8 protein-coding genes and 1 pseudogene are annotated in these 12,076 nt (G+C 67.7%); 2 read left to right on the top strand and 7 right to left on the bottom strand.

Features of this window, described 5'->3' with window-relative positions; all coding sequences use genetic code 11:
• Position 1: 1 nt before the first annotated feature.
• The 4 genes from infB to rimP form a co-directional block, all read right to left on the bottom strand.
• On the bottom strand, positions 2-2,929 hold the full coding sequence (gene infB / locus AC5RU7_RS06330) for a translation initiation factor IF-2 (protein ID WP_494051556.1): 2,928 nt from the start codon (positions 2,927-2,929) through the stop codon (positions 2-4).
• 152 nt (positions 2,930-3,081) lie between these two features.
• Complete coding sequence (locus AC5RU7_RS06325; protein WP_133349936.1) at positions 3,082-3,444, bottom strand: YlxR family protein; 363 nt, start codon at positions 3,442-3,444, stop codon at positions 3,082-3,084.
• A gap of 162 nt (positions 3,445-3,606) precedes the next feature.
• Positions 3,607-4,587, bottom strand: coding sequence for a transcription termination factor NusA (gene nusA / locus AC5RU7_RS06320; RefSeq protein ID WP_494010453.1), 981 nt, complete (start codon positions 4,585-4,587; stop codon positions 3,607-3,609).
• Complete coding sequence (rimP, locus tag AC5RU7_RS06315; RefSeq protein WP_494051555.1) at positions 4,587-5,204, bottom strand: ribosome maturation factor RimP; 618 nt, start codon at positions 5,202-5,204, stop codon at positions 4,587-4,589. Before rimP ends, nusA begins: the two co-directional genes overlap by 1 nt.
• A 106-nt stretch (positions 5,205-5,310) precedes the next feature.
• Here rimP and AC5RU7_RS06310 point away from each other — a divergent pair, with 106 nt between their 5' ends.
• The gene (locus AC5RU7_RS06310) at positions 5,311-6,504 is read left to right on the top strand and encodes a DUF4439 domain-containing protein (RefSeq protein WP_494051554.1); all 1,194 of its coding nucleotides are present in this window, start codon (positions 5,311-5,313) and stop codon (positions 6,502-6,504) included.
• Between the two features lie 70 nt (positions 6,505-6,574).
• Positions 6,575-7,612, top strand: a complete 1,038-nt coding sequence (locus tag AC5RU7_RS06305) for an aminoglycoside phosphotransferase family protein (RefSeq protein ID WP_494051553.1) — start codon at positions 6,575-6,577, stop codon at positions 7,610-7,612.
• 13 nt (positions 7,613-7,625) lie between these two features.
• On the opposite strand, the pseudogene AC5RU7_RS06300 reads toward AC5RU7_RS06305, so the two are convergent.
• From AC5RU7_RS06300 to AC5RU7_RS06290, 3 genes and pseudogenes are all read right to left on the bottom strand, one after another.
• A pseudogene (locus tag AC5RU7_RS06300) lies at positions 7,626-9,018 on the bottom strand (pyridoxal phosphate-dependent decarboxylase family protein).
• Positions 9,019-9,084: 66 nt separating this feature from the next.
• Positions 9,085-9,879: a sulfite exporter TauE/SafE family protein gene (locus tag AC5RU7_RS06295; RefSeq protein ID WP_494010458.1), complete on the bottom strand. Its 795-nt coding sequence runs from the start codon at positions 9,877-9,879 to the stop codon at positions 9,085-9,087.
• Positions 9,880-9,888: 9 nt separating this feature from the next.
• Complete coding sequence (locus AC5RU7_RS06290; RefSeq protein ID WP_494051552.1) at positions 9,889-11,694, bottom strand: proline--tRNA ligase; 1,806 nt, start codon at positions 11,692-11,694, stop codon at positions 9,889-9,891.
• Positions 11,695-12,076 lie beyond the last annotated feature (382 nt).

Raw genomic sequence — 12,076 nt, 5'->3', positions numbered from 1 at the left:
TTTAGACGCGCGGCTTCTCGCGCATCTCGAAGGTCTCGATGATGTCGCCTTCAACGATGTCGTTGTACGAGCCAAGGCCGATACCACACTCGAAGTCGGTGCGGACCTCGGTGGCGTCATCCTTGAAGCGCTTGAGCGTCTCAATGGTGAGGTTGTCACCGATGACCTTGCCGTCGCGGCTGATGCGTGCCTTGGTGTTACGGCGGATGATTCCGCTGCGGACGATCGAGCCTGCGATGTTTCCGAACTTGGAGGAGCGGAAGACTTCGCGGACCTCGGCGGTGCCCAGCTGGAATTCTTCGTATTCCGGCTTGAGCATGCCCTTGAGCGCCATCTCGATGTCATCGATTGCAGCGTAGATGACCGAGTAGAAGCGCATGTCCACGCCTTCGCGGTCTGCCAGTTCGGCAACCCGCTCGGCCGGCTTGACGTTGAAGCCGATGATGACGGCGGAGTCGACCGTTGCCAGGTTGACGTCGTTCTGCGTGATGGCACCCACGCCGCGGTGGATGACGCGCAGCTGTACGCCTTCGCCGACGTCGATCTTGAGCAGGGCGTCTTCGAGGGCTTCCACGGCACCGGACACGTCACCCTTGAGGATGAGGTTGAGGGTGTCGATCTTGCCGTCGGCCACTGCCTGGTCGAAGTCTTCCAGGCTGATGCGCTTGCGGCGCTTGGCGAGCTGGGCGTTGCGGTCCGCAGCCTCACGCTTCTCCGCGATCTGGCGGGCCGTACGCTCATCGGAGGTCACCAGGAAGCTGTCACCGGCGCGAGGCACGTTGGACAGGCCCAGGACCTGGACCGGACGGGACGGCAGCGCGACGTCGAGGGCTTCGCCGTCTTCGTCGAACATGGCGCGGACGCGGCCGTGGGCCGTGCCGGCCACGATCGTGTCGCCGACGGCCAGGGTACCGGACTGCACCAGGACGGTTGCCACCGCACCCCGGCCCTTGTCCAGGTTGGCTTCGATGGCAATACCGCGGGCGGCCTTGTCCGGGTTGGCCCGGAGGTCCAGCGCGGCGTCGGCGGTCAGCAGCACAGCGTCGATCAGTTCGTCGATGTTCAGGTTCTGGCGGGCCGAGACCTCAACGAACATGGTGTCGCCACCGTATTCTTCCGGAACCAGGCCGTACTCGGTCAGCTGGCCCTTGACCTTGTCAGGGTTGGCGCCTTCCTTGTCGATCTTGTTCACGGCCACGACGATCGGCACGTTGGCGGCCTGGGCGTGGTTGAGCGCTTCAACGGTCTGCGGCATAACGCCGTCGTCCGCTGCGACCACCAGGATGGCGATGTCGGTGACCTTCGCACCACGGGCACGCATGGCGGTGAACGCCTCGTGGCCGGGAGTGTCGATGAAGGTGATGTCGCGCAGGGTGCCCTCATGCTCATGGCTGATCTGGTAGGCACCGATGTGCTGGGTGATGCCGCCGTGCTCGCCGGCCACGACGTCCGAGTTGCGGATGGCATCCAGCAACCGGGTCTTACCGTGGTCAACGTGGCCCATGACGGTGACCACCGGAGCGCGCGGCTCGAGTTCGTCGTCGCCCTCGGCTTCGAGTTCGGCTTCCACATCGATGTCGAAGGTGGAGAGCAGCTCGCGCTCCTCGTCCTCCGGGGACACGACCTGCAGCTTGTAGCCCAGTTCCTCGCCCAGCAGCGCGAAGGTGTCCTCGTCCAGCGACTGGGTGGCGGTTGCCATTTCACCGAGGTGGAACAGCACGGTCACCAGTGCGGCGGGGTTTGCCTCGATCTTGTCGGCGAAGTCCGTGATAGAGGAGCCACGGCGCAGGCGGATAACGGTGTTGCCGTCGCCGCGGGGTACGCTCACGCCACCCAGCGACGGTGCGCTCATCTGCTCAAGTTCCTGGCGCTTTGCGCGCTTCGACTTGCGCTGCTTGCCACGGCCTGCGCCGCCCTTGCCGAAGGCACCCTGGGTGCCGCCGCGGCCGCGGCCGCCCTTGCCGAAGCCACCGCCGGCGGGAGCACCGCCGCCGGCACCGGGACCACCGGTTCCGGGAGCGCCACCCGGGCGTCCGGGACCACGGCCACCGCCACCGGGACGGCCTGCACCTGCGGGTGCGGGACGCTCAGTGCGGTTGGGCATCATGCCGGGAGTGGGACGCGGACCACCGGGGCGGGGTGCACCGGGACGGGGACCGCCGGCACCGGCTGCGGGACGGGGGCCACCGGCACCGGCCGCGGGACGCGGACCACCCGGACGGGGACCACCGGCACCGGCCGCGGGACGCGGACCACCGGGACGGTCACCGTCGGTGCGGCCGCCACCCGGGCGGGGCATGCCTTGGGACGTGGCAAACGGGTTGTTGCCCGGACGGGGAGCGCGGTCACCGTCGCCGCCACGGCCGCGGGGCATGCCCTGCGAGGTGGCGAACGGGTTGTTGCCGGGGCGGGGGCCGCCCGGCCGGGGCGCGTTCGAACCGGGAGTAGAGCCACCCGGGCGGGCGGCGGGGGTCTCAGCTTTGGGAGCCGGACGGGCACCGGGCTTTGCGCCGGTGGAGGGTGCTGCGGGCGCGGCGGGCGCAGCCGGAGCGCTGGCAGCAGGTGCCGACGGCGCGCTGGCAGCAGGTGCCGACGGCGCGCTGGCAGCAGGTGCCGACGGGGCAGCCGCCTGGGCAGGGGCTGCGGGTGCCGGAGCCTTGGGTGCCGGAGCCTTGGGAGCTGCCGGGCCCGGAGCCGGGGTTGACGGACGTGCTTCCGCGGCGGGAGCAGGTGCCTTGGGAGCAGCTGCGGGTGCTGCGCTCTTGGGGGCAGCATCGGGGAAGGCGTTGCGCAGCTTGCGCACGACGGGGGCCTCAATGGTGGATGAGGCGGAGCGAACGAATTCGCCCAGTTCCTGCAGTTTTGTCACTGCATCTTTGGAAGTAATACCGAGCTCTTTCGCGAGCTCGTGTACGCGGACCTTGGCCACATTTCTCCTGTCTCGGTCCGCACCGAGCCAGGCACGAACCGTCTACTTCTTACTGCGGGCCCCAGCCGCGGATGCTGCATAAGGGCCCATTGCAGAGCGCAACAAAGTTGTCATCGTTACGCACTCATCGCTGGGAACTCATCGGGTTTCCATCAGATTTCTGACCCGCTTTCAGGTTGGACGGTTGGTGTCGCAGCCGCCGTGGCGCCTGTGACGATCGGACCTGATGTGATCCGGCGTTCCACGGCTTCGGTTCCGGTTGCTCCCCGAAGGGCGCGTCCGAACGCTCGCCGCTTTACTGCCAGAGCCAGGCACGATTCGCTGGGATGCAGCCATGCACCCCGGCCAGCCATCCGGCGTCGTTCATCCACCAGGACAGCGGTTGATCCACTGCCTTCGGCGACGAGCCGGAGTAACTCAGACCGCGGCCCCTTCTTCCGGCAACCGATGCAGGTGCGTTCCGGTTGACTCCCGCTGGTACGTACTTCTGCCACGGCAATCGTCCTGACGTTCATCTCTGCAGGCCATGGACGCGCTCCTCCCCATCGGGAAAGGGCACGCGCAAGGCACACGGTTACCGGCCGTAAGGCGCGGTCCTATCTATTCTAGCCCCTCCGGGGCCTTCCGCCGGAACTGCCGGCCGGCTCCGGCGTGGCAGGATCCGGCCGGGCGGCGGGTCAGCTTTCCTTGGCCGTGGCGGCGTCGGAGACGATATCGATGCGCCAGCCGGTGAGCTTCGCGGCCAGGCGGGCGTTCTGGCCCTCCTTGCCGATGGCGAGGGACAGCTGGTAGTCGGGGACAACCACGCGTGCTGACCGGGTGGCCTCATCCGTGATGGTGACCGAATTCACACGCGAGGGCGAGAGGGCGCTGGCGATGAACGTGGCCGGGTTCTCGCTGAAGTCGACGATGTCGATCTTTTCATCGTTGAGTTCGTTCATGACGGCGCGGACCCGGGAACCCATTTCACCGATGCAGGCTCCCTTGGCGTTGATCCCGGGGACGTTCGCCTTCACCGCAATCTTGGTGCGGTGGCCCGCTTCGCGGGCGAGTGCCACGATCTCCACTGACCGGTCCGCGATCTCCGGAACTTCCAGTTCGAAGAGTTTGCGCACAAGCCCCGGGTGGGAGCGGGACAGCGTGACGGACGGGCCCTTGGAGCCGCGGTGGACGTCAATGACCAGGGCACGGAGCCGGTTGCCGTGGATGTACTTCTCCCCCGGAACCTGCTCGGGCGGCGGAAGCAGCGCTTCCACTGAACCCAGGTTGACCTGGATCATGTGCGGATTATTGCCCTGCTGGATGGTGCCTGAAACCAGTTCGCCCTCACGGCCCTTGAATTCGCCGAGCACGTTGTCGTCTTCAACGTCGCGCAGGCGCTGGAGGATGATCTGCCGGGCCGTGCTGGCGGCAATGCGCCCAAAACCCTCCGGCGTGTGCTCGAACTCGCCGATGGGCGCGCCGTCGTCGTCGATCTCCACAGCCCAAATGGTCACGTGGCCGCTCTTGCGGTCCAGCTCGGCCCGGGCCTTTTCGAAGGCGCCGGGAGACTTGTGGTAGGCCACCAGGAGCGCCTGCTCGATGGTGGGGATCAGGAGGTCCAGCGGGATTTCACGCTCACGCTCCAGAAGTCTCAGTGCGCTCATGTCAATATCCATCAGGCCTCCTCAGAAGGTCCATTGTGTTCAGGTTCCAGACCGCCCTCATTGAGGTGGCTGAATTCGATCTCGACTTTTCCGCTGCGGATCCTGTCGAAAGGAAGTTTGGTGGGGCCGCCCTGCTTGGGCTTCATGCCCTTCTTAACGGCGATCTCCGGGACGATTGTCACGCCGGCGTCGTCCACCGCCTGGATGCGGCCGGTGACGTTGTCACCCTGGATGACGTTCACCGTGACCATCCGGCCCCTGGCCCGGTGCCAGTGGCGGGGTTCGGTCAGGGGACGCCCCACACCTGGTGAGGAAACTTCCAGGTCGTAGGGGCGGCTGTCCATGCTGGGATCGTTGTCAAGGACATCGGACATGACCTTGGAAATGTCTGCGATGACATCGAGGCTTACGCCGCCCGTCTCCTCCTGCGGCAGGTCCACCACGACGTGGACCACCCGGTGGGACCCGGCAACGTTTATTTCCACGTCCTCGAGGTACAGCCTGTTGGCCAGGACAGAGGGTTCAAGGAGCGCCCTCAGCCGGGCAGCTTCCGGATTGTGTGCCGCTGCGGTCCCAGCCCTGCCAGTTCCGGTGTGGTCTGGTGAAGCCGTGGCTTCTGCATTGCTCACGATGCCGGCCGCCTCCCTATAGATGATGTGGTGTGTACTAGCGTAGCTATTTTACCGGCAGAACGGTGCACGGCGATCCCCCTCAGCCGTGGCACCATGGTCTGTTGTGAACGACGACAACCAGGAAAACCAACCACGGATGCGCTATTTCCGGTACGCCGTCATCACCCTCGCAGCACTCCTTGTCCTCAGCCTGGGATTCGCCCTGATTCCCGCGGATCCGCCCGAGCCGCCCGCTCCCCCGTTCACGGAGCAGGCCCGCGCGGCCGCCCTGGCGGACGTCCTTGAACTCCGCGCCTCAGGGCTCCAGCTTGCTGCCGGAACGGCCGACGGCGCTGCTGCCGCCAGCTTGGACCGGGTTGTGACCTTGCTGACCATTCAGGCCCGCGCGCTCCTGCTGCCGGAGGCCGCTGCGTCGGCGGCCCCATCGCCAACCACTGGCACCCCCACGCCGGCTCCTGCCGGGCTGACAGCTGCCGGACTTGCCACAGCCCTGGCCACCAGCGGTACGGAACGGCTCCGGGACGCGGAAACGGCCGACGGCGGGATGGCCCGCCTGCTGGCAGGGGCAGGCACAGCCCAGGTACTGGCGGCCAAAGAGCTCGCCGCGGCAGCCGGCAGCCCCGACGCCGTCGCCGGTATCAACCAGGCCGTGCCGGGTGGCACCGCACCAACGGCACCGGCCGCCGCGGGTGCCGGCGCCACCGCGCCCGTGACATCAGGATCACCGTCCGCTGGGACAGCTGCAGCGTGCCCTTTTGTCCCGTCAGGCCAGGCTCCCGCCAGCGAGCAGGCCCAGTCCGAAGGGCAGGCCCAGTCAGGAGAGCAGCAACAGCCCGGAGAGCAGGCACAGTCAGCTGGGCGGGCGGGGGCGGGCAGCGCCCTCGCAGCCCTGGCTGCCGCCGAGCTGGAGGTGGTCTACGGCTACCAGGCGGCCCTGGCGCGGCTCCCCGCGGATGCTGCCGGGACGGCGTCGGAATTCCTGGGGCGGCACCAGGACCTTGTGGAGGATGCCGAAGCCGCCAGCCGTCTGTACTGCGCCGTTCCGCCGCCGCAGGAGCCGGGTTACGCGCTGGAGCCCGGTTTCCTGGCTGCGCCCGCCGTCGGACTGGCGCGCCTGGAGGCTGCGACCCTTCCCGCGTATGGAGACGTGGTGGCACTGACGGACGGCTCCGCCCGCGCGTGGGCGATGGCGGGCTTGCAGGCGGCCGCGGCCCGGACAATGCACTGGGGCGGGGACCCGGGCGCTGTTCCCGGAATGATGCTGGATGAGGCGCGGCTGCCTCTGCTGCCGCAGTAAGGGCAGGATTTCCGGGTCCCCCGCCCTGCCCGCTCCGGAAGTCCCGCCTGGGGCGCCTAGGCTGGACCTGATGAACACGCCAGCAGCCGTACCCATCCCGCCGGACCTTACCGCCCGGTACAGCCGGAGCAGCGCAGGACGTGCCTGGCTTGCCTCGCTGCCGGACCTGATCCAGGGCCGGCTGGAGCAATGGCGCCTCGAAACCGACCTCCCCGCCGGCAGCCTTCCCTGGAACGGGCACGGCGGCGTGGTGGTACCGGTACGGCAGGCCGATGGTTCCACGGCGGCCCTCAAAGTTGCCTTTCCGCACGACGAAGCCCGGGTTGAGCGGCACGCGCTGGAGCTGTGGGGTGGGGAGGGCGCGGTGGCCCTGCTCGAAGCGGACGCGGGCACGTGCGCCATGCTCTTGCAGCGGCTGGACGCCGGCAGCTCGCTTGCCACAGTGCCTTTTGAGGCGGCTGCCGAAGTGTGGGGCGGGCTGGTGCGGCAGTTGAGCCTCACACCGGACCACCGGCCGCAGTGGCGGGAGTTCGACCACATTGCCGCCCGCGCCGAGCAGTGGAGCGATGACCTGCCCGCCGACTGGGAGCAGCTGGGCCGCCCGTTCCCCCGCTGGCTGCTGGAAGCCGCGCTGGAGGTTTGCCAGACGCGGGGTGCGGTGGGACGGCGGTCCGGACGGGATGTCCTGGTTCATACTGACCTGCATTTCCTCAATGTCCTGGCCAGGCAGGGCAGCTTGGACGGACGGCCGACGGCCGCGGACTATGCAGCCATCGACCCCCAGCCCATGATCGGCGAACCCGAGTATGCCGTGGCACCCCTGCTCTGGAACCGGATCAGCGGATTGCCGGCTGGCGGCGCGGCCGAAGCCTTGCGGCGCCGGTGCAGCGACTTCAGCGCTGCAGCGGGACTGGATGGCGAGGTGGCCAGGCAGTGGGCCGTCGCCAGGGAGGTTGCCAACGCGCTGGGGTATGCCGGGAAGCCAGGCCATCAAGGCGACCTGGCACGTTCACTCTGGGTGGCCAGTACCCTGGCCGGCCGTACTTTGCCGGAACTGCCGCCGGTGCAGGAACTGCCGGAGCCGGGCGCGGCGGCCGGTACCGACTGACGATGTTATCCGCTCAGCTGCTGCGGACTGCGGCGAGGGCCGAGCCGACGGCTGCCACAGCAAGGCGCACTTCTTCTTCGGCCGTCTGCCAGTTGCTGACGGAGACCCGCAGGATGTCCCGCTCGTGCCAGCGGGAGCCGGACATCCAGACCCTGCCGTCCTCGATGATGCGGGCCGTGACCGCGCGGGTGGTGCCGTCGTCGCCAAAGGCCACGCACACCTGCGTGTAATCGACGTCGTTAAGGACCTCGGCGCCATCCAGCCCGGCGAGCCCGGCGGCGATGTCCGAGGCGGCTGCCGCCAAGCCGTGCACCTGTGCTGCCACGCCGTCGCGGCCAAGGCTTTTCAGGGCAGCCCAGACCGGGACGCCGCGTGCGCGGCGGGAAAGCTCGGGCACTTTCTCGAACGGGTCCCCGGGCCCTTCGGCGTCGTGCACCAGGTAGCTGGCGTGCAGGCCCATGGCGGAGCGGAGCGCGGCTGCGTCCCGGACGATGGCGATCCCGCAGTCGTAGGGCACGTTCAGCGTCTTGTGCGCGTCCGTCGCCCATGAGTCCGCCGCCTCGTATCCATTGGTCAGGTGGCGCAGTCCGGGGGCTGCTGCCGCCCACAACCCGAACGCGCCGTCGATATGCACCCAGGCGTCATGCTTCCTGGCAACGGCGATGGCCTCGGGAAACGGATCGAAGGCGCCGGAGTGCACATTTGCCCGCCTGCAGGCAGACCAGCGCCGGTCCCCCGCCTTTCCCCAGCGCCGCGTCCAGCGCCTCGGGAAGCAGGCGTCCCTGGTGGTCTGCAGCCACCGCCGTTGGTTGCCCCAGTCCGAGGTAGCGCAGTCCAAGATCAACCGTGTCATGCCGTTCCCGGCCGACGAAGCAGCGGATGCGCGGGGCACCTGCCAGCCCGTCCCGGTCCAGGTCCCAGCCTGCGTCGGCGAGGAGGCGCCACCGGGCGGCCGCCATTCCGGTGAAGTTCGCCATCGTGGCGCCGGTTACGAACCCGACGTCGGACTCCGGGGGAAGGCCCAGCAGTTCCAGCAGCCAGGCACCTGCACTTTCTTCGATGGCCGCGGCGGCGGGGGTGGCATAGCGGAGGCCGGCGTTTTGGTCCCACGCGCTGACAAGCCAGTCCGAAGCGAGTGCCGCCGGCAGTGTGCCGCCGATAACCCAGCCAAAGAAGCGGCCGGACGGCATGGCCATCAGCCCGGGCCCAGCGCTCCGGGCGAGGAAGTCCAGCACTTGTTCGGCCGGCATTCCGTGCCGGGGAAGGGGGCCGCCGAAGACGCCGGCCAGGTCATGCGCAGTGGCGCTTGGTCCAACCGGCCGCTCCGGAAGGCTGTGCAGCCACCCCGTGGCGTGGTGAAGGGCGGCTGACAGGGCCCGGGCGTAGTCATCGTCGCCGTGTGACATACCTGCATGCTACGCCTGCCCCCGCGGGGCCACGAGCACCGGCACCCCCCTCACTCAGTGCGGAAATCAGGCGAAGTTTTCCTGCCAGATGTCATAGCCGAGTTTGATGATGAGGGCCGCCACCACCGCCAGGAAGACAATGCGGACAAACTTGCTGCCCTGCTTGACGGCAGTCCGGGCGCCGAGATAGCCGCCGGCCATGTTTGACGCGCCCAGCAGCAGGCCAAGTCCCCACAGGATGGAGCCGTGCGGCATGAAAAACAACAGGGCGCCGGCGTTGGTGGCCATGTTCACGATCTTTGCCTTGGCGCTGGCCTCGAGGAAGGCGTAGCCCATAGCCGAGACCAGCGCGATGACCAGGAAGGATCCGGTACCCGGTCCGATCAGGCCGTCGTAGAAGCCGATGACCGCGCCGATCAGGCATGCCACCACATAGTGCTTGTGGCCATCATGGCGCAGCGCGGTGATGTCACCGACGTCGGGCTTAAGCGCCGTGAAGAGGGCGACGGCAACCAGGGCCGCGACGATGATGGGTTTGAAGACGTTGGCCGGCAACGTGGCCGCGAGCACTGCCCCGCCGAAACTTCCCGCCAGGGCAATCACCGCCATGGGGAGGGCCGTCCTAAGGTCCGGCCCCACCCGGCGGTAATACGTGGTGGCACTGGTGGCCGTTCCGAAGATCGAGCCCAGCTTGTTGGTGGCCAGCGCCTGCACCGGCGTGATGCCGGGAACCAGCAGGAGGGCGGGGAGCTGGATCAGACCGCCCCCGCCCACCACGGCATCCACCCAGCCGGCAGCGAAGCCTGCCAGCACCAGCAGGAGCAGCGTTGTCAGTTGGAGGGATTCAAGTCCAAATTCCACTGCCGCGGTTCAGCTGTTGCGGACGGCGTTGACCACGTAGTCAACGGCCTTATCAACCGCCACGTTTTCCGCTTCGCCTGTACGCCGGTCCTTGATCTCCACCACGCCATCCACCAATCCGCGGCCGACCGCCAGGATGGTGGGAACGCCCACGAGTTCCGCGTCGCCGAACTTTACGCCGGGCGATACCTTGGGGCGGTCGTCGTAGATGACCGTTAGGCCTGCCGCCTCAAGGTCCAGTGACAGCTGTTCAGCGGTGGCGAAGATGTCCTCGCCCTTGCCGACGGCCACGACGTGGATGTCCGCAGGCGCCACGGCACGGGGCCAGACCAGGCCCTTGGCATCATGGTTGGACTCGGCCAGCGCTGCCACGGCCCGGGTGACGCCCACGCCGTAGGAGCCCATGGTGACGGTGACCTGCTTGCCGTTCTGGTCCAGGACCTTCAGGTCCAGGGCCTCGGCGTACTTCCTGCCCAGCTGGAAAATATGGCCCATTTCAATGCCGCGCGCCGTCTCCAGGGGGCCCGAGCCGTCAGGCGCGGGGTCACCGGCACGCACCTCGGTGCACTCGATGACACCGTCCCAGGTGAAGTCGCGTCCGGCCACCAGGCCGTAGACGTGCTTGCCGGCCTCGTTGGCACCCGTGATCCAGGCGGTCCCGCTGACAACGCGGGGGTCCACCAGGTAGGGCAGTTTGGCGGCGCCTTCGGACCCCAGCAGGGCCTGGTCCAGGGACATGCCCGGGCCGAGGTAGCCCTTGACGATCAGCGGGTGCTTCTTCAGGTCCTCTTCGCCTGCGGCCTCCAGTCCGATCTCGCCTGCGACCGGCAGGAAGGCTCCGATGTTTGCCTCGACGCGCTTGAGGTCCACGGCGCGGTCGCCGGGTACACCGATGACGACGATCTGGCGCTCGCCCGTGGGCAGCGTGACGGCGAGGACCACGTTCTTGAGGGTGTCGGCGGCAGTCCAGTCGCGGCCGTCGGGACGCGGGAAAATCTGGTTCGAGGCGGCCACCAGGGTTTCAATGGTGGGGGTGTCCGGGGTCTCGAGCACCTGGGCCGCGGGGGCGTCGCTGAAGTCGATCTCCTCGGGGACCACGGTGGTTACGGCCTCGACGTTCGCTGCATAGCCGGATGCCGAGCGGACGAAGGTGTCCTCGCCAATCTCCGTGGGGTACAGGAATTCCTCGCTTCTGGAGCCGCCCATGGCGCCGGCGGTGGCTGTGACCGGGACAACCTCCAGGCCAAGCCGCGCAAAGATCTTCAGGTAGGCGGAGCGGTGGGCGGCGTAGCTGGCGTCCAGGCCGGCGTCGTCAACATCGAAAGAGTAGGAATCCTTCATGATGAACTCGCGCCCGCGCAGCAGGCCTGCGCGGGGACGGGCCTCATCACGGTACTTGTTCTGGATCTGGTAGAGGCTCAGGGGCAGGTCCTTGTACGAGGAGTACAGGTCCTTGACCAGCAGCGTGAACATTTCCTCGTGCGTGGGGGCCAGGAGGTAATCAGCACCCTTGCGGTCCTGGAGGCGGAACAGGCCCTCACCGTATTCGGTCCAGCGATTGGTTGCCTCATACGGCTCACGCGGCAGCAGCGCCGGGAAGTGGACTTCCTGGGCTCCAATGGCCGCCATCTCCTCACGGATGATGTCCTCGACCTTGCGCAGGACACTGAGCCCCAGCGGAAGCCAGGTGTAGATGCCGGGGGCTGCGCGGCGGATGTATCCGGCGCGGACCAGGAGCTTGTGGCTGGCGACCTCGGCGTCGACGGGATCTTCACGCAGGGTGCGCAGGAAAAGCTGGGACAGTCTTAGGACCACGGGTGGTATCCGTTTCTGGGGAAGTGCTGGATCAGCAGGGCCGGACAATTTTCGTCTGGGTACTAATCTACCGGCACCCGGCCCCCGCTCCCGACTGTGGCCGGCACCGGTCGGACACATCCGGCGCCGGACACAGTAGAGCCACGCCCGGAATAACAAAGCCCCTGGCCCCCCCGTGAGGCTGGTCATCGCATCCGGGCGTGGCTCAACGCCGTTATCGCCCAAGTACTGGTGAGGACTGGTGAGACCGCCCAAACCACTCCAGCGCAGCTAGATCGAACCTATGTGACGGCGCCCACGTTGACAAGTATTTTTCGGTTCGGGACCCATTGACGGGCAGCAGAGCGGTGCCTAGCTTTAATTCATCAGGTGGTGAATTCCA

Source organism: Arthrobacter sp. K410C (assembly GCF_059090105.1).
Note: the sequence above shows the minus strand (reverse complement) of the source record. Positions and strands in the feature narration are given on the sequence as shown.

What these genes read in the sequence shown, in the direction of transcription:
- AC5RU7_RS06325 (WP_133349936.1), bottom strand. Translation starts at nt 3,444, where the DNA reads ATGAACGTCAGGACGATTGCCGTGGCAGAAGTACGTACCAGCGGGAGT.
- nusA (WP_494010453.1), bottom strand. Translation starts at nt 4,587, where the DNA reads ATGGATATTGACATGAGCGCACTGAGACTTCTGGAGCGTGAGCGTGAA.
- AC5RU7_RS06305 (WP_494051553.1), top strand. Translation starts at nt 6,575, where the DNA reads ATGAACACGCCAGCAGCCGTACCCATCCCGCCGGACCTTACCGCCCGG.